Genomic DNA, 22,161 nt, shown 5'->3' with positions numbered 1-22,161 from the left:
AACCGCCGTCCTGTCGGTCGAACCAAGTAGAGTGATCAAGTGAATTCAGCCAATCCCGTTCGCAGCGACCTGCGCCTGTTTACCTCGGAATCAGTCACCGAGGGCCATCCGGACAAGATCTGTGACCAGATCAGTGACGCCATCCTCGATGCCATGCTTGAGAAGGATCCCAAATCCCGGGTTGCCGTGGAAACCCTCGTCACTACCGGACTGGTGCATGTGGCCGGCGAAGTCACCACCGAGGCCTACGTGGAAATCCCGGAGCTGGTCCGGCAGACCCTCCTCGGTATCGGGTACGACTCCTCGGCCAACGGCTTCGACGGGGCACGGTGCGGCGTGTCGGTGTCCATCGGGCAGCAGTCACCAGATATCGCGAACGGCGTGTTCAACTCCCTGGAGACCCGCCAGGGTACCGGGCTTGACCCGTACGACGCGCAGGGCGCCGGCGACCAGGGCATCATGTTCGGTTACGCCAGCGACGAGACGGCAGTGCTCATGCCGACGCCCATCTGGTTGGCGCACCGGCTGTCCGAGCGTCTGACGACCGTCCGGAAGGATGGCACCCTCGATTACCTTCGTCCCGACGGCAAGACCCAGGTCACCATCGGCTACGACGGCGACATCCCGGTATCGGTCGACTCGGTGGTCGTTTCTTCCCAGCATGCCCAGGGCGTGAACCTGGACCAGCTGCGGGCCGACCTCGCCACCTACGTGATCGATCCGGTGCTGGCGGCGTCCGAGCTGGATATCAGCAACGTGCGGCACATCCTCAACCCGGGTGGTGATTTCGTGATCGGCGGCCCGGTGGGCGACGCCGGACTGACCGGGCGCAAAATCATCGTTGACACCTATGGCGGCATGGCCAGGCACGGTGGCGGCGCGTTCAGCGGCAAGGACCCCTCAAAGGTCGACCGTTCGGCGGCCTACGCGATGCGCTGGGTAGCGAAGAACGTGGTGGCGGCAGGCCTGGCCCGTCGCGCCGAAATTCAGATCGCCTACGCGATCGGGATGGCCCAGCCAGTGGGAATCTACGTTGAAACCTTCGGCACTGAAACGGTCGACCCGGCCGCTATTGGCAAGGCCATCCGCGAGGTGTTCGACCTTCGCCCGCTGGGCATTATCAACGCCCTTGACCTGCTGCGCCCGATCTACCAGAAGACCGCCGCTCACGGCCATTTCGGCCGCGAGGACGTCGGCTTCAACTGGGAACTCACCGACCGGGTGGACAAGCTGCGGAGCTATTTCAACGCCTAGGACGGATCCGTCCGGGAGCGGACACGGGGACGGCTCCGACGGCGGCGTCACTTCTCAGCCCCCGCACCGGGCCGTGCCCGCTGCGTCCCCCAGCGGCGGGGCCGGCGGGGCTGTCCAGCTGTCGCTCCTCCAGGGCTTCCCGACAGCCCCACGGGCAGTCGGTGCCACCGTCCCCGCAGGAACCCTGCCGGTCGCACAGGTCATCCTTGATTCGCCCCTGACCCACCTCGACCGGGTCTTCGACTACGCCGTTCCCGCGGAGCTCGCCGACGCAGCCCAACCCGGGGTGCGGGTCAAGGTGCGCTTCAGCGGGCGGGAATTCACCGGGTTTATCGTCGCACGCACTGCCACCACCGAAAGCGCCAAGCGGTTGCTGCCGCTGGCGAAAGTGATCTCCGAGCAGCCGGTTCTCACGCCCGAAGTACTGGCCCTCAGCAGGGCAGTCGCCGCCCGGTACGCGGGAACCGTCAGCGAAGTTCTGAAGGTCGCCATCCCGCCCCGGATGGCGCGCGTTGACGCTGCCTTCGCGGAGACAGGTGAGGAGGCTGCTGTCGGGGTTGTGGGCACTTCCGAGCCCGCAGCAGGTCAACCCGAGACAGGTGCGGGCGCCGGGGCTGCGCTCCTCACCCGCTACGCCAACGGTGCCACCTTTTTGCGGCACCTCGCTGCCGGGCACAGTCCCCGTGCCGTGCTCACCAGCCTGGGCGGCTACGGGGCAAGCGACTGGCCAGCGGAAATCGCCGAGGCGGTAGCTGCTGTGTGGCACACGGGACGCGGGGCCGTCGTCGTCGTCCCTGACCAGCGGGACCTGGCACGGGTCGAAGCGGCATTGGACCAGCGCCTGGGCGCCGGAAACATTGCCCGGCTAACCGCCGAGGACGGGCCAACGCCCCGGTACCGTAACTTTCTCAGGCTGCTGAGCGGGCAGGTGCGGGTGGCCGTCGGCACCCGGTCTGCCGCCTACGCACCGGTCCAGGACCTGGGGCTGGTGTGCCTGTGGGACGACGGCGACGACCTGCATCAGGAGCAGCGCGCTCCCTACCAACATGTCCGGGAGGTGCTACTGCTTCGCGCCGAGCAGGAGGGTTGCGCTGCGCTGCTCGCCTCCGGAGCCCAAAGCACCGAGGCGCACCGGTTGGTATCCACCGGCTGGGCGCAGGCAATTGTCGCCGACCGTTCCGAGGTTCGTCGAAGCACCCCGCGGGTCATCCATACGGGGGACGAGTTTCAACTTGCCCGCGATCCGCTCGCTGCCAGGGCCCGCATCCCGCATGCCGCGTGGAAGGCTGCGTCCGAGGGGCTGGCGCACGGCCCGGTGCTGCTGCAGGTGGCACGTACTGGATTTTCGCCGGCGCTGGCCTGTGAGGAGTGCCGCGAGCCTGCGCGGTGCACCGCGTGCACCGGTCCGCTCGCCCAGACCGGGCGCGGCGGCGCACCGGGATGCCGCTGGTGTGGCAGGCCGGACCTGCGATGGAGTTGTGCCAACTGCGGGGGCCAGCGGTTGCGTGCCACGGTTGCAGGGGCAACCCGTACCGCAGAGGAACTGGGGCGGGCCTTCCCCGGGGCGACGGTCTACTCTTCCGCTGGCGAACACATTCTGGACACCGTGCCCGACCGGCCCTCGGTGGTGGTCGCCACCCCCGGCGCAGAGCCACTGGCCCCCACCGGTTACGCGGCGGTGATTCTGCTTGACGGTTCGGCGATGCTCTCCCGCGAGTCGCTCCGGGCGGGGGAGGACACCCTGCGGCGCTGGTTCACCGCTTCGCTGCTGGCCCGCCCCGCCGCCGACGGCGGACTAGTGGTCATCACCGCCGACGATTCGACGGCGGTGGGTCATCTGGTGCGCTGGGATCCGCAGGGCGCCGCTGGCCGTGAACTTGCCACCCGCAGCGAACTCGGACTGCCACCGGCTGTCCGGTTCGCGGCGCTGACGGGATCGCGGGAAGCGCTGGCAGTCTTCACCGCAGACCTCGATTCCCGGCTCTTCCTTCGCACTGTTGGCCCGATGCCTGTCGGCGGGCAGCCCGGTCGCACCGCGGGAGGGCGTCCTTCGGGACCAGGCCCACGAGCCGACAAATCCGACACCCAGACCTCCAGCGCGGACCAGCACCGGCTCCTGCTGTTTTTCAGCTACCGCAGCGCACCCGCAGCGACCGCCTGGCTGAAAGCCCGCAAGGCAGCCCTGTCAGCCAGGGGAACGTCAGAGCCGGTCCATGTCCGCTGCGACGCTGCCGATCTGATCTAGCGCATTGGAAGACCCCCATCTCCCGGTGCCCATTCGTGTGCTCATCCGTGTGCCCACCTACCGGCGCCCGCCTGCCGGTGGCTATCTACCGGCGCCCACCTGCGTGCTGACTACCGGCGCCAGCGCGGCTTGCCGGCATGCTCGACCGTTGCAATAGCGGCAGCCTCAAGCAATTGCTCGGCCGACCGGTCCCAGGAATACGTTCCGGCCTGCATCCTGCCGGCCCGGGAGGCGGCATGCCACTGGTCAGGTTCGGCCAGGGTCTTGACTGCCGCCGTGAACTGTGTCGGATCGTCGGGGTCTACGTAGAGGGCCGCAGCCCCGCCCACCTCCCTGAAGATCGCGGTGTCCGCGGCGATCACCGGGGTGCCGGCGGCCATGGCCTCAATGACCGGCAGCCCGTATCCCTCGGCCCGGGACAGCGTCACGAGCGCCGCCCCCGAACGCAGCAGCTCCTGGTACCGCTCGTCACTGACCCCATTGTGGAAGATCACCTGTTGGCCGGGCGGGATCAGCAGTTCCAGTTCCCTCCGCCGGGCATCGGTGATACGGCTCAGCAGATGCAGCGTGTACCCATCGATTCCTCGCATTCCGGCCAGGATCGTTTCGACATTCTTGTACGGCATGAAGGAGCCCATGTAGAGCAGGTCCCGCCCGGGTTCAACTCCCTCGGGGCGCACCACGGTGTCCGGCTGGGGTGCGTTGCCGACGATCCGGACCGGACGGCGGGTCAGCCGGTGCTCACTTATTTGCCCCCGGGTGGTTTCGGAGATGGTGGCGACGACGTCGGCCCGGTTCAGCAACACCCGCTGCGGCCAGTAGGCGAGGTGGTACAGCCGCCAGAGGGTCCGGACCGGCAAGGGCAGGGAACCGGGCGGTTGGGGGTTCTGGTAGTAGATCAGATCATGCAGGGTGAGCACGAGCGGGTACTTCCGGCCCCAGCTGCCCATGGTCTGCATGGGGCAGACGACGACGTCGGGGCGCAGCCCGTTGATCTGGCTCGCCACGAATAGCTCCCGGGGGGACAGGGGAGAGGTGATCAGCACGTGGGGTACGTCGGGCAGGAGGCCGAGCTGCCGGTGGTCGGAAATGAGCATCGCCACGTCTGCCCGTTCCGCAACCGCCGCAATCAGGCTGGCCCCGTAGCGGCTGATGCCGTCGTGATGGTCCAGCCGGGTGAACCGGGCGTCGAACAGGATCCTCATTCGGGTCGTCCTGCCAGGAAGTTTTCGATCAGCCGAGCCGCTTCGTCCGGGGTCTCGTAATGCACCAGATGACCCACCTCGGGAATGATCTCAAGCCGGGCATCCGCGATCAGGCCAGCGAGGTCACGTTGACCGGCCACCGAGCCCAGGTCGTCCTTTTCTGCGGCAATCAGGAGGACCGGCATGGCCAGTCGCGTTGCCACATCCCTGACCGTCCCGGTAATGGAGGCCTGAAACGCCTCCAGCAGCACCCGGCGGCTGGCGTAGGTGCTGAAGTAGCTCAGATGTTGTCCGTGGATGTACCTGCGCAGCGCCCGGTCCTTGGTCTTCGCCATCATCGAACTCATGCCGAGGACAATCCCCGGATTACCGAGCAGCGCGAGGCCCAGCTTCTCGGGCAAGGCCGCCCCCACCCGGTAGTACACGGCCGCCAGTTTGGAAGCCAGCCGGTTGGCACCTTCCAGCGCGGGTTCGCAGATCGGATTGATCAGCACCAGGGCCGCGATCGCCGACGGATGGGCGGCCGCCCACCGCGCCGCGACGATGGATCCGAATGAATGGCCGAGCAGCACCGTGGCGGGTCCCAACGCCAATGTGGTGAAGCTGAAGCCCACGAAATCGGCGTAGGCGTCGACGTCGTGCACGCCGTCGAGCGCCTCGGACTGGCCGAAACCGGGGAGGTCGGGCACCACAATCCGGTGAGACGGCAGCGCTTCGACGATGCGGAGCAGGCCGTGGTGATCGCCCCTGAACCCGTGCACCATGAAGAGGGTGGGCACGTTCGCGGGAGCGCCGGGCGTCGGGGCAAAATCCCAGTACCGCTGCGTTGCGCCTAGGTAGGAATGGGTTGTCTCAGTGGCCTGGCGTGTCACGGTGATGGTGGCGGGAACCAATGCTAGTTCACCTGGTCTGGGTGCGAACCAAAGCGGGTGTCCCGCTCAAGACCCTCAATGGCCGCGAGCTGTGCGGGGCTCAGGTCGAAGCCGAAGACATCGAGGTTGCTGGCGATCCGGTCGGGGCTGCTGGCCTTGGGGATGACCAGGTGGCCGGACTGCACATGCCAGCGGAGGACAACCTGCGCCGGGGTCCGGTTCAGCTCCGCGGCAATCGCCCCGATCACCGGGTCGGCCAGGATCGCACCGCGGCCCAGCGGACTCCACGCCTGGGTGCGGATGCCGTGGACGTCATGGAACTGCCGCAGTTCCTCCTGCTGGAGGTAGGGGTGCAGTTCAATCTGGTTGACGACCGGGACCACCGACGTTTCGCCGAGCAGACGCTCCAAATGGGGAAGCTGGAAGTTGGAGACACCCACCGCCCGCACCCGGCCATCGTGGTACAGCTGCTCCAGGGCGCGAAAGGTATCGACGTATTGATCCCGGGCCGGGCAGGGCCAATGAATCAGGTACAGGTCAACGGAGTCCAGACCGAGCGCCTGCTGGGAGGCGTCGAAGGCGCGGAGGGTCGAGTCGTAGCCATGGTCGTCGTTCCACAGCTTGGTGGTGACAAAGACGTCGTTGCGCTCCAGCCACCCAGCACCGACGGCGTCGTTGATGGCACCGCCGACCCCCGCCTCGTTGCCGTACATGGCGGCGGTATCGATGGTGCGATACCCAATTTCGAGGGCCTGGGCGCAGAGGTCGTGGGTCGTCTCGGGCGGCACCTTGTAGACGCCGTACCCGACCTGGTCGATTTGTACCCCGTTATTGAGCGCGATTTTCGGTGCCTTGTGCATACCTTGACAATACCGAAGGGCGATTGGGTCAGCGGGACCCGCCGTGCACCAGCCGCCGCGCCGACCCTTCATCGAGGATGAGGTCGGTGGCGAGCCCGGCCGCCAACGCGCCGCGCAACCCGTTGATCTTTGTCTCGCCCGACACGACGCAGATCCGCCGCCGCACCTGCCGGAGCAGATCCAGTTCGGGTCCGGTGCTGCGTTGGTTGAGGAGCAGGTCGCTGTGGGTGCCGTCGGCCCGGAAAAACATGGTTGCGACATCGCCAACCACCTGGTGCTCGTCCAACGCCCGGAGGTCGTCGTCGTCGAGGTAGCCGCCCGAGTAGACATGACTGGGGATATTGGCGTCGATTGACCCGACGCCGAAAATGGCCATCGTCATGCGTCTCTGGAGGTCCAGGATTCTCATCACGCTCCGTTCGGCCCACATTGCGGTTTTGGTTTCGGCGTGGTCGAAGAAGGCCGGCACGGGGAACTGCTCCACCCGGGCGCCATAGGCCTGCCCGAACCGGCGAAGGATTTCGCTGGCGTAGGTGATGCCGGTGGTCTGCGTGTTGCCGGCGCCGTTCAACTGCACAATGGTGCTGTCGTGGGTGACCTTGCGGGTCAGATGATGGCTGACAGCGCTGAGGGTCGAACCCCAGGCGACGCCGATAATGGCGTTCGAATCGACCAGCGGACCGATGGTCCGGGCCGCCTGGATGGCTACCCGGTCGAGGACATCGGAGTCGCTCACGATGTCGGTCACCGGCACCACATGGGCTTCCACCCCGAACTGTCGCCGGATCTGCTGTTCCAGCGACGGTGCCCGCTGCAACGGATTGTTGACCTGGATCTGCACGAGCCCGGTGTCCCGGGCCATCGACAGGAGCCGTGACACTGTAGATCGTGAGGTCCGCAATTCCCGCGCGATGGCGTTCATCGTGAGGTCCTGCAGGTAGTACATCTGCGCGGCCCGCAGGGCGTCACCGCTCCGGGACCGCTTGAAGTCCTCAGCGGAAGATTGTGCAGCGGGGTCCGATCTTTCAGCCTTTGGTCGAACGTTCATAGCCAAATCCTCCGTCACTTCTGCACGTATGTGCAACACCATTGACTATTATTCCCAGCATTTCAAGAATAGGTGGGACGGCTGCGGATCCGATGCAGCTTGCAAACTGTTGAGGAGAATGTTTTGGCTGAGTCCGCCAGTGCGAATGGTGCCACAAGCACGCCCGCTGAACGGCCGGGGGTGCAACGGTTGAAGGAAACGCCGCGCGCGTCGGTGCTGATTATTGGTGGCGGCATTAACGGCGTAGGAACCTTCAGGGACCTGGCGCTGCAGGGTGTCGACGTAACACTGGTGGAACGCGGTGACTACTGCCAGGGCGCCTCCGGTGCTTCCTCGCACATGATCCACGGCGGTATCCGGTACCTCGAGAATGGCGAGTTTCGGTTGGTCCGCGAGTCAGTGGTCGAGCGCAACGCCCTGCTGAAGACAGCGCCGCACTACGTCAAGCCCCTTCAGACCACCATCCCCATTTTCAGTACCTTCTCCGGGATTCTCGCGGCTCCGCTGCGGTTCCTGACCCACCGTCAGCACGGCCAGCCCCGCGAGCGGGGTGCCTTCCTGATCAAGGCGGGCCTGACCATGTATGACTGGTTCTCCAGGGATGGCGGCGCCGTACCGCGTCACCGCTTCGCCGGTCGCAAGGCGTCGCTCGCCCAGCTGCCGGACCTGCGGCCTGATGTGCGCTACACGGCCACCTACTTCGATGCGTCGGTGCACAACCCCGAGCGGATGACCCTCGATGTGCTCCGCGACGGCCTTGCCGCCAATGCCGAGGCGCGGGCCACCAACTACGTCAGCGCCATCGGCCGTGACGGCGATTCGGTGCTGCTCCGCGACGAGCTCACTGGCGAGGAATTCGCCTTCGCCGCCGACGTCGTCGTGAACGCGACCGGCGCCTGGGTGGACGGGACCAACGATTCGCTGGGCGAACGCAGCAAGTTCATGGGCGGCACCAAGGGCTCCCACATTGTCCTCGACCACCCCGAACTGCTGGCCGCCTGCGCAGGGCGTGAAATTTTCTTCGAGCACACCGACGGCCGGATTGTGCTGGTCTACCCGATCGGCGACCGCGTTCTGGTGGGCACCACCGACATCGATACCGATGTCGACACCCCGGCCGTGTGCACCCCCGAAGAGGTGGATTACTTCATTGAACTGATCGGACACGTCTTCCCGGCCATCGTCGTCGAGCACGGCCATGTGGTCTACAGCTTCTCCGGCGTCCGACCATTGCCACGGCACGACGACACACAGCCGGGCTTCGTCTCCCGGGACTACCGGATTGAGAAGCGCCAGGATCGCTCCGGCGCCCGGACGGTGACCACGCTCAGCCTGGTCGGCGGCAAGTGGACCACCTTCCGCGCACTGTCGGAGCACATGACCAACGACGTCCTGGAAATCCTCGGCAAGCGCCGGACGACGACGACGGTGGGTCTCGCCATCGGCGGCGGGAAAGGGTTCCCGAGAACTCCCTCCGCAGAGAAGGCCTGGGTGAGCGCCCACATCGAACCGGGGCTGTCGGCCGAGCGGGTCGAGGGTCTGCTGACCCGATACGGGACCCGCGCCGTCGACGTCATCGAGTACCTGCGGGCGGGACAGGATCAAACCTTTACCTCCACCAGCGAGCTCAGCCACCGCGAGTTGGCGTACATGGTCGAACAGGAACAGGTAGGCCATGTGGCTGACGTGTTGATCCGCCGGACCTCGATCGCCTTCAGGGGACTGGTCAGTACCGAACTGTTGCACGAGCTAGCGGACACGCTCGCGCCGCTGCTGGGCTGGAGCGGCGAGTTGGTGCAGGCTGAGATTGAGCTGGCTGAACGGGTGCTGCGGGACTGGCACAACGTTCACGTTGAAGATTTGGTGGCGTAGCCGGGATCTGCCGCGCAACCATTGCCGCTCCCGGAGCGGATGCAGGACCAACGGCAGCTGTTGCCGGGGGGAGCAAGAGAGCCACAGCCGCGGGCTGGGTTCGATAAAAAAGAATAATTAGAGGAGTCAAAGATGTCTCTGGAAGCATTCGTTGCCGAAATGTTCGGCACCATGCTGCTGTTGCTGCTGGGTACAGGTGTCGTTGCCAACGTCGCTCTGGCCGGTACCAAGGGCAACAATGGCGGATTTTTGATGGTGAACTTCGGCTGGGGTCTCGGCGTCTTTGCTGGCGTCTATGTGGCGGCCCTATCCGGCGCGCACCTTAACCCCGCCGTTACGGTCGGCCTGCTCGTCAATTCAGATATAGAAGCGCTCGGCCCCGATATCGACAAGACCTTCATGAACGTGCTGCTGTATTTTGCTGCGCAGATCATTGGAGCCATGCTTGGTGCCTTCTTCTGCTGGTTGGCATACAAGCAACACTTCGACGCTGAGCCTGACCCAGCCAACAAGCTGGGCGTGTTCTCCACCGGACCAGCGATCCGGTCGAATGCCTGGAATGTGATTACTGAAGTCATCGGTACTTTCGTGCTGGTATTCGTGGTCATTTCGTTTGCTGGCACGCCCTCGGGCCTCGGCCCGCTGGCGGTTGCGCTCCTGGTTGTCGGCATCGGTGCGTCACTCGGTGGGCCCACCGGCTACGCCATCAACCCAGCCCGTGACCTCGGCCCCAGGATCGTCCACGCATTGCTTCCCATCAAGGGCAAGGGCGGCAGCGACTGGGGTTACGCCTGGGTTCCAGTGGTTGGTCCACTGATCGGTGGCGTTCTCGGCGGTCTGGTCGCCATGTTGGTCACCTTCCCCGCGGTTACCGGGTAGCAATGCCCCGCTAGCGCAATCACTTGCTAGCACTCAACCGGCCGGGCGGTCCTACGACCGTCCGCGCCGGCATCATTCACCGACGGAACACTCAAAGAGGAGCACTACATGTCGAAGTATGTAATTGCGATTGATCAGGGCACTACTTCCAGCCGGGCGATCGTCTTTGATCACAGCGGGGACATTGTGTCCTCCGGCCAGAAGGAACACGAACAGATTTTCCCCAAGGCCGGCTGGGTCGAGCATGATCCCCTGGAGATCTGGAACAACACCAGGGAGGTTATCGGCAACGCCTTGTCGAAGGCCAACCTGACCCGTCACGATATTGCCGCCGTCGGCATCACCAATCAGCGTGAAACTGCTGTGGTCTGGGACAAGACGACCGGACAGCCGGTCTACAACGCGATTGTCTGGCAGGATACCCGGACCCAGTCGATCGTTGACGAGCTGGCGGCTGATGGGGGACCGGACCGGTTCAAGCAGAAGGTCGGGCTGCCGCTGGCCACCTATTTCTCGGGCACCAAGATCAAGTGGATCCTGGACAACGTCGAGGGCGCCCGGGCCAAGGCTGAGGCCGGCGATCTGATCTTCGGAAACACCGACTCGTGGGTCACCTGGAACCTCACCGGCGGCACCGACGGCGGCGTGCACATCACCGATGTCACCAATGCCTCGCGGACCATGTTCATGGATCTGGAGACCCTGTCCTGGGACGACGGAATCCTTGAGGCCTTTGGTGTGCCGCGGTCCATGATGCCGGAGATCAAGTCCTCCTCCGAGGTCTATGGGACCGTCCACACCTCCCAGCTGCTGCGCGAGGTGCCGGTTGCCGGCATCCTGGGCGACCAGCAGGCGGCAACGTTCGGTCAGGCGGCGTTCGAGAAGGGCGGCGCCAAGAACACCTACGGCACCGGTAACTTCATGATCGTCAACACCGGTGAGGAGATTGTTCACTCGAAGAATGGTCTGTTGACCACCGTTTGCTACAAGCTCGGCGACGCCAAGGCCGTCTACGCGCTGGAAGGCTCGATCGCTGTGACCGGGTCGCTGATCCAGTGGCTGCGGGACAACCTCGGCATCATCAAGTCGGCTCCCGAGGTGGAGGAGCTTGCCAGAACGGTCGAGGACAACGGCGGGGTCTACATCGTGCCAGCGTTCTCCGGCCTGTTTGCACCGTACTGGCGCGGCGAAGCCCGCGGCGCCATTGTGGGTCTCACCCGATTCGTGAACAAGGGGCACATCGCGCGGGCCGCCCTCGAAGCCACCGCGTTCCAGACCCGCGAGGTGCTGGACGCGGCGAACGCTGATTCGGGAGTGGATATGGAGGACCTGCGGGTTGACGGCGGTATGGTCGCCAACGACGCGCTGATGCAGTTCCAGTCCGACATCCTCGGTATCCCGGTGATCCGGCCGAAGGTCACTGAGACCACAGCGTTGGGCGCAGCCTATGCGGCAGGTCTGGCGGTGGGTTTCTGGAAGGACACCGACGAGTTGGCTACCAACTGGGCCGAGGACAAGCGCTGGACGCCGTCCATGGATGTGGGGGAGCGCGACCGCCAGTTGCGGCTCTGGAAGAAGGCTGTCACCCGGACGTTCGACTGGGTTGACGAGGACGTGAAGTAAGCCCTACTTTCACTCCAGGCTTGACTGGAAGGGGCGGTGGCTATCCGAAAGGATGGTCACCGCCCCTTCCGCGTGATCGGCCGGTCGGTACCTCACCTTTAGCCGGTCAGTACTTCCGCCGATCAGAACCTCCGCCGAGTAGCTTGCTGTGGCGGGCCGACGGCATTTTCGAGTCTCCAGAGCTAACGCCTCGACGGCACTTTTTCAGCACGGCCGGCGCGGTTAGAACGGTGCCGGGTCTGGTGCCGGCGGTGCCGGTGGTGGGTCCGGCCGGGTGATGTAGGTTTCGCCTGCCGGTGAGATGGCGATGATGGTCCCCGGTTCGGGTTGTCGATAGTGCCAGTAGCCTTCGGATTTGAGCCGGTGGTGACGTTTGCACAAGGCGGCGAGGTTGCCGTAGCTGGTCTTTCCACCGTTGGCCCAGGGTTTTGTATGGTCGAGTTCGCAAAACACTGCCAACCGGTTGCAGCCTGGATGCCGACACGTCCGATCCCGCACTCTGATGCTGTCTCGCAGGTCCTTCGGCACCCGATAGGTGGTGGCATCGGCCCCGAGGCGCGCCCCGGTGAAGGGGTGGGTGAGGATTCGGGTGAACGACGGCGCATGCCCCGCGAGTTTGCGGGCCAGGTCGGGGTTGATGGGCCCATACCCTTCAAGTTCTCCCGGTACATCCCCGCCAAGGAGGGTCATCACGGGAACAGTGACAAACACTTTCGCCTGGACGCCCTGATAGCTGGCTCCACCGGCTTGATCGGCGCCCGGGCCGGAGCTGGTGAGGACGTCAGCAAACACGTCAGCTCGCAACTGGGTGAGGGTCCGGGGCTCATCCGGTCCCTGGAGGTTGCGGGCGGCGGTGTCGACCCGATGGAAGATCCCTGCGGCTTGTTCTACAGGCAGATACGCTTCAAGCCACGCCATCCCGTCATACGCAGGAGTTAGTTGTAGCAACCGACCCTCGACGGCCTTCTTATGCCGAGTGGTGGTGGATTCGGGGTGCAGTTGCTCGCGTAGCCGTCTGGCCTGATAGCAGAACCTACTCACAGTGGTTTTGCACGCCATGTCGACCAGCCGGTTTTCGAATGCCGCCAATACCTCGGGCGCGGCGTCCGGGATACTGGTGGCCTCTTCGACTACGGCCCAGGCATGCCGCCTCGATAGCCTCCCGTCCTCAAGGGCGGCCAGAGCCACCCGATAATGGCGGGTCAGGAGTTCGCTGTGTTCGATCAGGGCCCCGGCGGTCCGCTCCGGCAGATGCAGGGCGGCTCCAACTTCTGACTCCGTCAGTGTCCGGGCATACCCGAGGCGGCCAGCGGGGCCCATCGATTCGGTGGTCAGGTCAAGGAGGCGAGTGGCGATCTTCGCTTCCTGCGCATCGAGCCAGGACCTCGCCCTGTTGACGTCCTTCAACGCATCCAACGCCTGAGCCCCATCCAGCTCACCGACCGCAGTTAACCCCAGCCAGCCCGCCAACGCCCGGGTATCTTCCGGCTGGGCATCCGGCGACTGGGTGTCCGGCGACTGGGCGTCCGTTGAGTCAGGGACGGTGTCAGCCACGGGAGCCGTCCATATCGCTTCGACACTCAGAGGACCGCCGGGACCGTACCCGGTCGCAGTCCCCGCAGTCGCAGTGGCCCCCGAAGTCCCCGCGGATGTATCCGCAGACCCGCCGTTGGAGGCCAAACCCGCGCCGAATTCGGGAGAGAATCCCGGTCCGGTAGAAGAAGCTTTACTGCTTTTCATACCTCCATTCCATCATCTGCCTCTGACAAAATGAGGTCCGTGGAAGAGCTCCGGAAAAAAAGTTTTAACCAATTTTTTCGGCCGGATCACGGCAGAGCTAGACGGCGTTAGCTGGCCCCAAAAGCTGCTCACCGTTTTGTGTGGGAGCTTGTGGGGACGAGTCATCCTGGAGGTTAGGGGATGACCCATTCCCAGGCGTCTTCGCCCAGATAGGACAACACCAGCGTTCCCTCCAGCGCGGGGACATCGAGGAGAACCGTTCCGGAAGCTGTCTCGCCGGGGCCGATTGACTGCGGCAAAATGGCGGTCTCTGGCAGGCAGCCGTAGGAGTTGCCAAACAACATGCCGTTGAACGTGGTTCCGTCGGCTTGAATGAACTTCCAGGCTCCAGCGTCAGCGTAGAAGCTGCCGCCGAGTTCATCTTTCAACTCTGGCTGGGTTTCGACATCGAGTTGCACTGCTAGGTAGTGACCGTTAATCGGCGGCTGAGCGTACTCTTCGGTGCACTTGGCTGGGGCGATCGACGTCACGGTGAAGTCGATGACGTTCGTGCTGCGGTCATTGGTATTGAAGATGCCTGCAGGCTCACCGACGTCCTTGACCAGGTTTCCCCTGTCGCTAGTCTCGGGCTCCTCAGCCTCCTCAGCCTCCTCAGCCTCCTCAGCCTCCTCAGCCTCCTCAGCCTCCTCAGTCTCCTCAGGCGACGGCGACGGCGTCGCGGACCCGGTCTCGGTCCCGGCTGCCGACGGCGCCGCCGCATCATCCGATGACGGAGTGGACTCGACCGGGGCGGTCGAGCTCGTCGCGGCCGTCTCCGGCGTCTCCACCGGATCGGACGCCGCGTTTGAACAGCCGGTAAGGGCGAGTAGGCCGACTGCGTAGATTGCCAAGTTCTTTTTCATTGAAGATCCTTCTGAAGAGGTTGGTGACAAGTAGGGAGCGGTTGGAAGCGGCCCCCATGCCGCTTCCAACCGCAGACTGTGGGTTTGCTTAGTACTTGGGAAGACTCAGCAGATTGTTGGTCTCGCGGCCGTCGCTGACAGTCGCGATGTACTTGGTTCCCAGTCCGCTGGTTCGCACCACCACCGGGGCCTGCGCGCCGTTCGAGTTACGGCTTTGGTAGGTTTCAGTACCAGCCGTGATCTGCTGCACGATCTTCGTCCTGGAGGATTCGGACAGCGAGCCGGTAGGGGTATCCGAGTGGTTGACCCGGGAGATGTGCTCGCTTCTTGTGCCGGGGCTATCCAAATGAATCTGGCGAATGTACTTCATGGCAGTCCTTTCATGGGAGGTCATGGTGCTTGTGGAAATGAACGCTACGGTCACTCCCCACATCCAGAGCCGTTTGAATGCGATAACCCCCGTTATCAACAAATGCTCTAGATTGCGTCGAACAACAGGTAGGGTCAGATCCCAGAACCGCGGATAAAGGAGGAGGCATGCCGAAGATGACCGAGACCGATATGTCCCTTGCCGATGTGGCTCGTCTGGCCCAGGTTGCACGTCCGGTGGTCTCCATGTGGCGACGACGCTACCGAGATGCCGATCTACCTTTTCCAGCGCCTACCGACAGCTCATCAAGCCAACCGGCATTCGACCCCGCTGAGATTGGTCGGTGGCTCCACGACACCGGTCGCGGCAACAATCCCTCCGCTCATCTCGACGCCGACGCATTTCGCACGGGCATAGCTGCCGACCAGTCAGGGACTGACGCGTTGACGGCCCTCCTGTGCCTGAAGGTTCTGAGCGGTGAGCGACTGAGCGGTCTATCCAATGCCGAACTGCTGGATTTGGCTGACGACCACGATCCGCATAACCAAAGCCTCTATCGCGAAATGGAAGCGACCGGCGACCAGCTGGCCTTCCTCGCAGCGACGGCAGACGCACTGGCGGACGCAGCCTACAGCCCGGCGGCCGCATTCGACCTGCTGCTCACCTCCGAGCGGAGGCTCGGGCTGCAGGGTGGAGAAATTCACCGAGACGCCGTCAGCCTGGTGGCTGCCGCGGTGGCCGCGCTGCTCGGCTCGCGAGATGGATCACGGCTGGTTGTGGATCACTCGCCGGGGAGCAGCGACATTCTCCTGAAGCTGAGTGAGGGTTACGGGACTGTCCGGTGCGCCCTCGCCTGGGGCGGATTCGACACGGCAGCATCTCGGCGCGGTTTGCGGCGTCTCCACACTCATGGCCTGGTGCTTGAGGCAATTGACGACGACGCCGGCCCCGTTGGCCAGCGCTCTTCAGCACTTCACCTGGCCCAGTTTCCTCACGCAGGTAACCAGGACCCTGGCGACGTTACGATCCTGAACGCCATCGACAAGATATGTCTCCGGCTCACCGATGATGACCGCGCCGTAGCATTTGGCCCCGCAAGTGCGCTCTGTGATGCGTTGAGCGTGGAGGGCGCGGCGGGGGAGAGCGAAGCCGTCCGGTCAGCCATTTTGCGCACGGGGCGACTGCGCGCCGTCGTCCGCTTGCCTCAAGGTTTGCTCACCTCGAAGCCCCGCCAGGCGATGGCCTTGTGGGTACTCGGCCCCGCACATGCCGAGGTGGCTTTGGCCGATCGGTGGACGATGGTGTCCGACCTCTCCGGAACATCCCTGTCCACAACGGACATCGAGGATCTGATCAGCGATCTCGCCGCTGCGATGGGCAACCGGCGGTCGGTGGAGAAGCATTCGTTTCGGTTCGCGCGGCTGGTGAGGACGTCGTCGATGCTCGCAGCCCGCGGTTCGCTGGTCAAGGCTCGGCCACTTCCACGCAACAGGACCGCTCAGCCAGCTGACGCGGTGTTACACGTCGAGAACCTCCTGTCATTACTCGAACAGCCGGAAACCGTTCGGAGTCTGGATGTGCAGGTGATCCCAACGAAGAAACCGGAGAGCCCGGTCGAGAGGGTTCTAGGAGACCTGGCCGACGCCGGCGCGGTCGTTTACCTCCCCGGGAACCGAATCGAGGCAGCAGATCTTCGCGCTGGCGACCCCGGCTCGCCCGGTGCCGTCACAGTGATCACCGCCGGGTCGCTCTTCGACGGGGAGCCACCAGCAGTGATGGACCGGTTCCGGTTCTCTGCCCACTACCCGGCCGGCCGACTCACCGAGCCGGGCGACGTCGTCTTCTGCACGGGACCGAGGCCCGTCGCTCTCGTGGATCCCGACGGCGCAGCCGTCGTCGCGTACCCAGCCCGCATCCTCAGGATTGTCGGTGAGGGACAAACCAGTAGAGGTCAGCTGGGACTGGTAGCGGGGCTGCTCGCCGACGACATCAACAGCCAGCCGCCGACAGCACGGAGGTGGAGGTCGTGGACAGTCCGCGCGGTCGACGTCGACCAGCGGGATCTTCTCAGGCGCACGCTCGACGCCGTCGAGCAGGAGCGGCTCGCCGCACTCGAACGCGTCAATCAACTCACTCAACTCGCTACGCTGATCATGGACGGCGTAGCCAGCAACACCGTGACCCTCGGCGAACACACCCCCGCCGCCCCGATGGAAGGAACACCCCAGTGCCCCCGAAAGTGAAGGTGGACGCCCTGCCGTCCACCATGAAGGAACTCAAGGACACCCTGTGGAAGGCGGCCGACAAGCTGCGCGGCTCCATGGACGCATCCCAGTACAAGGATGTGATCCTGGGACTGGTGTTCCTGAAGTACGTTTCGGACGCGTTCGACGAACGCCGGGAGCAGATCCGGGTTGAACTTGGCGCCGACGGGTTCGGCGAGGATCAGATTGCGCAGATGATCGACGACGTCGACGAGTACACCGGGCGGGGCGTGTTCTGGGTACCGACGCAGGCACGGTGGACCTATCTGGCGCAGAACGCCAAGGGGACGCAGGCGGCGGCCGGCGAAGCGGCCAAGACCATTGGCGAGTTGATCGACGACGCGATGGACGCCGTCATGGGCGCCAACCCGTCGCTCGCGGCAACGCTGCCGCGGATCTTCAACCGGGACAACATCGACCAGCGTCGTCTTGGTGAACTACTGGACCTCTTCAACTCAGCGCGGTTTACCGGGCAGGGTGCTACGAAGGCCCGCGACCTCCTCGGTGAGGTCTACGAGTATTTCCTTGAGAAGTTCGCGAAGGCCGAAGGAAAGCGGGGCGGGGAGTTCTACACGCCGGCCGACGTCGTCCGGGTGCTGGTCGAGGTGCTGGAGCCCGATCACGGGCGCGTGTACGACCCGTGCTGTGGGTCGGGTGGCATGTTTGTGCAGACCGAGAAGTTCTTGGAGTCGCACAACAAGGAGGGTTCGAGCATCTCCGTCTACGGGCAGGAGCTGAACGAGCGCACCTGGCGGATGGCGAAGATGAACCTTGCCATTCACGGCCTGAACGGTAACCTGGCCAGCCGTTGGGGTGACACGTTCGCGCGTGACCAGCACCCGGATCTGCAGGCCGACTTCATCATGGCCAACCCGCCCTTCAACATCAAGGATTGGGCCCGCTCCGAAAGTGATCCCCGCTGGAAGTACGGCGTCCCGCCGGTGGGCAATGCCAACTATGCGTGGATCCAGCACATCATCTCGAAGCTCGCCCCGGGTGGCAGCGCCGGTGTGGTGATGGCTAACGGGTCCATGTCGTCGAATTCCGGCGGCGAGGGTGACATCCGTGCGCAGTTGGTCGAGGCGGATCTGGTCTCCTGCATGGTCGCGCTCCCCACCCAGCTGTTCCGGAGCACCGGCATCCCGGTGTGTCTGTGGTTCTTTGCGAAGGACAAGTCGTCCGGAGCCGTCGACCGATCGGGTGAGGTGCTCTTCATCGACGCGCGGAACCTGGGTTACCTGGTGGACCGTGCCGAGCGTGCTCTCGCGGACGAGGACATCGCAAAGATCGCCGAGACCTATCACGTGTGGCGCGGGTCAGCGTCTGCTCAGGGGTCGGGCATCGAATACGACGACGTCGCAGGGTTCTGCAAGTCTGTCCCGTTGGCGGGGATCAAGGCGGCCGACTATGCGCTGACTCCTGGTCGATATGTCGGCGCGGCCGATGTTGAAGACGACGGCGAGCCGATCGAGGAGAAGATCGCCCGGCTGTCGGCTGAGCTGTTTGAGCAGTTCGCCGAGTCGGAGCGGCTGGCTGCCGTTGTGCGGGAGCAGTTGGGGCGGGTTAATGTCTGACTTCGCGCTCCGACCGCTGTCGGCCATTGCCACCATCATTACTGGGTCGACTCCTAGTTCTGGACAAACAGATTCATGGGGTGATGAGTGTGACTTCATTACCCCATCTGACCAAAGCGATAGTCTGAGGGAAGCAACTCCCGCTCGAAGGCTTTCAGCAACGGGCATCAGCCGATTGAAAAGCCGAGTCGTCCCTGCCCGGTCGACCAACCTAACTTGCATCGGGTCCACTATCGGGAAAGTGTCTATGACGCGATCTGCGGCGATCACCAATCAGCAGATTAACAGCATCATCGCGCGCGAAAGCATCTCGGATGCCGGTTTTATCTACTACATGATAAAAAACTGGAGCGGCTCGCTGAAGGATCATGCCTCCGGATCGGCAACACCAATTATTAACAAGTCAGTTCTTGCCAGATTCCACTTTCTAGTACCTCCGATAGGCGATCAACGAGCGATTGCCGAGGTGCTCGGCGCGCTCGACGACAAGATCGCCGCCAACACCTTGATGGCCAAAAATTCGATCCAGCTCCTTCAATCGATTCACGAACACCTACGGTTACGGCAAAGGGAGGTGCGCAAAGCGCCCCTAGGATCATTAGCAACTACAGTCCTTGGAGGAACGCCTTCTCGTGACAACGCCGAATTTTGGATCAATGGCTCGGTGGCATGGATAAACTCTGGCAAGGCGAATGAAACAATCATCACGCAACCTTCGGAATGGATCACGGAAAGTGCTTTGGAAAAGAGTGCAACAAAGCTGATGCCCAGGGGGACTACCGTGGTTGCCATCACTGGGGCAACGCTGGGACAAATCGCGCGACTTGAAATATCGGCCTGCGGAAATCAGTCTCTTGTAGGTATCTGGAGCGGAAACCCAGATTTGAATGATTGGCTTTATCTCGAGGTTAACTCGCGAATGCCTGAGCTGTTAACGAAGGCCACCGGTGCTGCGCAACAACATGTCAATAAGAAGGATGTGGACTCGCTCTTAGTCGAGGTAGCTGACGAGCGCACTTTGGGTGCTTTCGGCGACAGAGCCCGTCCGCTTCTAGATTTGTGCGTCGTTAAGGAACTGGAAAGCGGATCTCTCGCGAAGCTACGGGACCTTATCCTGCCACAACTCATGTCCGGCAAACTACGAGTCAAAGAAGCCGAGGTGCTGGTCGAAGGACTCGTCTAGGTATGTCCGCGCTGAGGGATAGGTTCGAAGCGAAACCAACCTATCCAGCTGATGGCAGCAGCGGCGACCTCACATGACCGGTCAGGGAAGGACGCCGCCGATGAGAGAGCTATCTTCCGGCCAACTCCAGCAGCCATCCGCGTTTAGGAGGCCAGCAATCGCGCCGGTTACACTCCGCTGGGTTGGCAGGAGCCTCGATCTGGTCAAAGGCCGCGGGGAGTTCAGCAGCGAATGTTGTTAGATACAGACAACTGGCTGTGGCTGCTGTGGTTGCTGTTGCCAGCGCAGCAGACGCAGTCGACGAAGTCAGGTAGGCACCCCATGCGCACGGCCGCTACGAGCCCACTTCAACACGGCGGTCATGGATCGGAATTGCGGTGCAGAGGGCGCGCGACGTTCCGCGAGCGTCGCTATGCGGAAGCTCTCAGGGACTCCAGGGCGGCCAGGGCGAGGTCGAGGCCGAAGATGAACTCCTCCGCCGGGTCAAAGCCGGCAGCGAGGAGCGCCGCGGCGGACTCGTTGAGGTAGGGGAACTCGCCTGGAGGAAGCTGAGGCAGGTAGACGTCCTCGGCCATGTCCGCAAACTCATCGGCCGTATCGAACGGCAAGTTTGCTTCCTGCAGGGCGTAACCATAGACAAGGCTGTCGAGCAACCAGTTGGCGTGCGTCGCCATCAAGACCGAGAAGCCGGCCCCCCGCAGGCAGGCGGTGACGGCCTCACGGTGGCGAAGGTGCGCGGACCCCGGCGATGTCCGCGAGTCCATCAGGCCAATCGCCCACGGGTGGCGCGAGAGAACCTGCCGGGCGGATACCGAACGCCGTCGCATCGCCGACTGCCAGTCGGTCTCCTCGGGCGGGAGCTCAATCTCCTCGAACACGATGTCGATCATCGCGTCCAGCAACTCCTCCTTGCTCGCCACGTAGTGGTAGAGGGACATCGCGCCCGCGCCAAGCTCGCGAGCCAGCCGGCGCATGCTCAACCCTTCGACCCCGTCGCGGTCGGCAAGCCGGATCGCCTCGACCACCACCCGGTGTTTGGTCAGCCCCGCGTCTGACGCAACCTGGCGTTGTTCCCTAGCGGACACAAATTCCTCGCTTTCCCAAAATGCTTGACATTAGTACAGCGTACGCTCACACTCTATCGTACAACGTACGTCGTACGGTGTACGAGCAGCGAAAGTCGTTGCTTGAACGTAAGGAGGCTTTTGTGGGAAACGAACAGCGATCGAATGCCGGAGCACCCCTGGTGCCGGGGGAGAGGCTGGGCGAGGCGCCGATGATGCGGGCCGCCGTCCAATACCGCTACGGCCCGCCCTCAGTACTCGAAGTGTCCGAGGTCGGGCTACCGCTACCCGGTCGAGGCGAGGTGCTCGTCCGGGTGAGCGCGGCCTCGGTACACCCTGGCGACTACTTCGTCATGACTGGCGAGCCGTACATGGTGCGCCTGGTGTTCGGGCTCCGCCGGCCGCGCCACGGTATCCCTGGCATGGACCTCGCCGGCGTGGTGGCAGCGGTAGGCAAGGATGTCACCGTTCTCCGCCCCGGCGACGAGGTGTTCGGCTGGAGCACCGCTGGAGCACTCGCGGAGTACGCCTGCGTTCCGGCGGACAACCTCGTGTCCATCCCTGCCAACCTGTCGGTCGCGGACGCGGCAGCGGTGCCCACCTCGGCCATGACGGCGTTGCAGGCATTGCGCAAGATCGCGAACGTTCAACCGGGCCAGACGGTGCTGGTCACGGGCGCGTCAGGCGGCGTGGGCTCCTTCGCCGTACAGATCGCCAAGGCGTTTGGTGCCGAGGTGACGGGTGTGTGTAGCACCCGCAACGTCGACCTGGTCCGGTCACTCGGTGCCGACCACGTCATTGACTACACGACGACCGACTTCACCCGCAGCGACAAGCGCTACGACGTCATCCTCGACAACGTGGAAGCCCAGCCCCTGGCGGCTGTCCGCCGAGCGCTGACGCCCACCGGCATCCTGATTCCCAACAGCGGACGCGGCGGCCACTGGTTCGGCCCCGTCGGCCGGATCGTCAAAGCGCGTGTGCTGTCCGGATTCACCCGGCAGCAGCTGAAGCCCTTCACATCGATCGGGAAGCGCCAGGACCTGCTCACCCTTGCGGACCTGCTCACGACCGGGCAGGTCACGCCCGTCATTGACCGCACCTACCCGCTGGACGACGCGGCCGACGCGCTCAGCTATGTCGGAGCCGGCCACACCCGAGGAAAGGTCGTGATCACCGTCTGACGACCGGACCGACGAGACCGAC

17 protein-coding genes are annotated in these 22,161 nt (G+C 64.0%); 9 read left to right on the top strand and 8 right to left on the bottom strand.

Annotated elements, in window-relative coordinates:
- Positions 1-39: 39 nt before the first annotated feature.
- Both metK and DDA93_RS00980 read left to right on the top strand, forming a co-directional pair.
- Complete coding sequence (metK, locus tag DDA93_RS00985; RefSeq protein ID WP_116777853.1) at positions 40-1,254, top strand: methionine adenosyltransferase; 1,215 nt, start codon at positions 40-42, stop codon at positions 1,252-1,254.
- Positions 1,255-1,327: 73 nt separating this feature from the next.
- Positions 1,328-3,499: a primosomal protein N' gene (locus DDA93_RS00980; protein ID WP_116777852.1), complete on the top strand. Its 2,172-nt coding sequence runs from the start codon at positions 1,328-1,330 to the stop codon at positions 3,497-3,499.
- A 110-nt stretch (positions 3,500-3,609) separates the two neighbouring features.
- Here the strand turns inward: DDA93_RS00980 and DDA93_RS00975 are convergent, their stop codons facing one another.
- Genes DDA93_RS00975 through DDA93_RS00960 form a run of 4 tightly spaced genes read right to left on the bottom strand, consistent with a single transcriptional unit; the run spans position 3,610 to position 7,382 of the window.
- On the bottom strand, positions 3,610-4,704 hold the full coding sequence (locus DDA93_RS00975; protein ID WP_024476801.1) for a glycosyltransferase family 1 protein: 1,095 nt from the start codon (positions 4,702-4,704) through the stop codon (positions 3,610-3,612).
- The gene (locus DDA93_RS00970) at positions 4,701-5,576 is read right to left on the bottom strand and encodes an alpha/beta hydrolase (protein WP_243400472.1); all 876 of its coding nucleotides are present in this window, start codon (positions 5,574-5,576) and stop codon (positions 4,701-4,703) included. The genes DDA93_RS00975 and DDA93_RS00970 overlap by 4 nt, the downstream gene beginning before the upstream one ends.
- Positions 5,577-5,599: 23 nt before the next feature.
- Positions 5,600-6,436, bottom strand: a complete 837-nt coding sequence (locus DDA93_RS00965; RefSeq protein WP_116777850.1) for an aldo/keto reductase — start codon at positions 6,434-6,436, stop codon at positions 5,600-5,602.
- A gap of 28 nt (positions 6,437-6,464) precedes the next feature.
- Positions 6,465-7,382, bottom strand: coding sequence for a sugar-binding domain-containing protein (locus DDA93_RS00960; RefSeq protein ID WP_116777938.1), 918 nt, complete (start codon positions 7,380-7,382; stop codon positions 6,465-6,467).
- Positions 7,383-7,664: 282 nt separating this feature from the next.
- On the opposite strand from DDA93_RS00960, the gene DDA93_RS00955 reads away from it, so the two are divergent.
- The 3 genes from DDA93_RS00955 to glpK all read left to right on the top strand — a co-directional run bounded on the left by DDA93_RS00955 (position 7,665) and on the right by glpK (position 11,858).
- On the top strand, positions 7,665-9,356 hold the full coding sequence (locus tag DDA93_RS00955; protein ID WP_116777937.1) for a glycerol-3-phosphate dehydrogenase/oxidase: 1,692 nt from the start codon (positions 7,665-7,667) through the stop codon (positions 9,354-9,356).
- A 132-nt stretch (positions 9,357-9,488) separates the two neighbouring features.
- Complete coding sequence (locus DDA93_RS00950) at positions 9,489-10,235, top strand: MIP/aquaporin family protein (RefSeq protein WP_116777849.1); 747 nt, start codon at positions 9,489-9,491, stop codon at positions 10,233-10,235.
- A gap of 108 nt (positions 10,236-10,343) precedes the next feature.
- Positions 10,344-11,858 (top strand): glycerol kinase GlpK, encoded by a 1,515-nt coding sequence (gene glpK, locus DDA93_RS00945; RefSeq protein WP_116777848.1) that lies wholly within the window; start codon positions 10,344-10,346, stop codon positions 11,856-11,858.
- A gap of 222 nt (positions 11,859-12,080) precedes the next feature.
- On the opposite strand, the gene DDA93_RS00940 is transcribed toward glpK, so the two are convergent.
- From DDA93_RS00940 to DDA93_RS00925, 3 genes are all read right to left on the bottom strand, one after another.
- Complete coding sequence (locus DDA93_RS00940) at positions 12,081-13,412, bottom strand: HNH endonuclease signature motif containing protein (RefSeq protein ID WP_243400471.1); 1,332 nt, start codon at positions 13,410-13,412, stop codon at positions 12,081-12,083.
- Positions 13,413-13,771: 359 nt separating this feature from the next.
- Complete coding sequence (locus DDA93_RS16265; protein WP_165802543.1) at positions 13,772-14,500, bottom strand: hypothetical protein; 729 nt, start codon at positions 14,498-14,500, stop codon at positions 13,772-13,774.
- An 88-nt stretch (positions 14,501-14,588) separates the two neighbouring features.
- On the bottom strand, positions 14,589-14,870 hold the full coding sequence (locus DDA93_RS00925; protein ID WP_207771293.1) for a DUF3892 domain-containing protein: 282 nt from the start codon (positions 14,868-14,870) through the stop codon (positions 14,589-14,591).
- 167 nt (positions 14,871-15,037) lie between these two features.
- Here DDA93_RS00925 and DDA93_RS00920 point away from each other — a divergent pair, with 167 nt between their 5' ends.
- The 3 genes from DDA93_RS00920 to DDA93_RS00910 are packed head-to-tail and all read left to right on the top strand — an operon-like array spanning position 15,038 to position 19,891.
- On the top strand, positions 15,038-17,113 hold the full coding sequence (locus DDA93_RS00920) for a hypothetical protein (protein ID WP_116777844.1): 2,076 nt from the start codon (positions 15,038-15,040) through the stop codon (positions 17,111-17,113).
- Positions 17,098-18,708, top strand: coding sequence for a class I SAM-dependent DNA methyltransferase (locus tag DDA93_RS00915; RefSeq protein WP_116777843.1), 1,611 nt, complete (start codon positions 17,098-17,100; stop codon positions 18,706-18,708). Before DDA93_RS00920 ends, DDA93_RS00915 begins: the two co-directional genes overlap by 16 nt.
- The gene (locus DDA93_RS00910; protein WP_116777842.1) at positions 18,701-19,891 is read left to right on the top strand and encodes a restriction endonuclease subunit S; all 1,191 of its coding nucleotides are present in this window, start codon (positions 18,701-18,703) and stop codon (positions 19,889-19,891) included. Before DDA93_RS00915 ends, DDA93_RS00910 begins: the two co-directional genes overlap by 8 nt.
- A gap of 410 nt (positions 19,892-20,301) precedes the next feature.
- Here the strand turns inward: DDA93_RS00910 and DDA93_RS00905 are convergent, their stop codons facing one another.
- The gene (locus DDA93_RS00905; RefSeq protein WP_116777841.1) at positions 20,302-20,976 is read right to left on the bottom strand and encodes a TetR/AcrR family transcriptional regulator; all 675 of its coding nucleotides are present in this window, start codon (positions 20,974-20,976) and stop codon (positions 20,302-20,304) included.
- A gap of 122 nt (positions 20,977-21,098) precedes the next feature.
- Here DDA93_RS00905 and DDA93_RS00900 point away from each other — a divergent pair, with 122 nt between their 5' ends.
- Positions 21,099-22,139, top strand: a complete 1,041-nt coding sequence (locus DDA93_RS00900; protein WP_207771292.1) for an NAD(P)-dependent alcohol dehydrogenase — start codon at positions 21,099-21,101, stop codon at positions 22,137-22,139.
- Positions 22,140-22,161 lie beyond the last annotated feature (22 nt).

Source organism: Arthrobacter sp. Bz4, assembly GCF_003075455.1.
GTDB lineage: Bacteria > Actinomycetota > Actinomycetes > Actinomycetales > Micrococcaceae > Arthrobacter_D.
Note: the sequence above shows the minus strand (reverse complement) of the source record. Positions and strands in the feature narration are given on the sequence as shown.

What these genes read in the sequence shown, in the direction of transcription:
- glpK (WP_116777848.1), top strand. Translation starts at nt 10,344, where the DNA reads ATGTCGAAGTATGTAATTGCGATTGATCAGGGCACTACTTCCAGCCGG.
- DDA93_RS00920 (WP_116777844.1), top strand. Translation starts at nt 15,038, where the DNA reads ATGCCGAAGATGACCGAGACCGATATGTCCCTTGCCGATGTGGCTCGT.
- DDA93_RS00925 (WP_207771293.1), bottom strand. Translation starts at nt 14,870, where the DNA reads ATGAAGTACATTCGCCAGATTCATTTGGATAGCCCCGGCACAAGAAGC.
- DDA93_RS00965 (WP_116777850.1), bottom strand. Translation starts at nt 6,436, where the DNA reads ATGCACAAGGCACCGAAAATCGCGCTCAATAACGGGGTACAAATCGAC.
- DDA93_RS00960 (WP_116777938.1), bottom strand. Translation starts at nt 7,382, where the DNA reads ATGTACTACCTGCAGGACCTCACGATGAACGCCATCGCGCGGGAATTG.
- DDA93_RS00910 (WP_116777842.1), top strand. Translation starts at nt 18,701, where the DNA reads ATGTCTGACTTCGCGCTCCGACCGCTGTCGGCCATTGCCACCATCATT.
- DDA93_RS00975 (WP_024476801.1), bottom strand. Translation starts at nt 4,704, where the DNA reads ATGAGGATCCTGTTCGACGCCCGGTTCACCCGGCTGGACCATCACGAC.
- DDA93_RS16265 (WP_165802543.1), bottom strand. Translation starts at nt 14,500, where the DNA reads ATGAAAAAGAACTTGGCAATCTACGCAGTCGGCCTACTCGCCCTTACC.
- DDA93_RS00950 (WP_116777849.1), top strand. Translation starts at nt 9,489, where the DNA reads ATGTCTCTGGAAGCATTCGTTGCCGAAATGTTCGGCACCATGCTGCTG.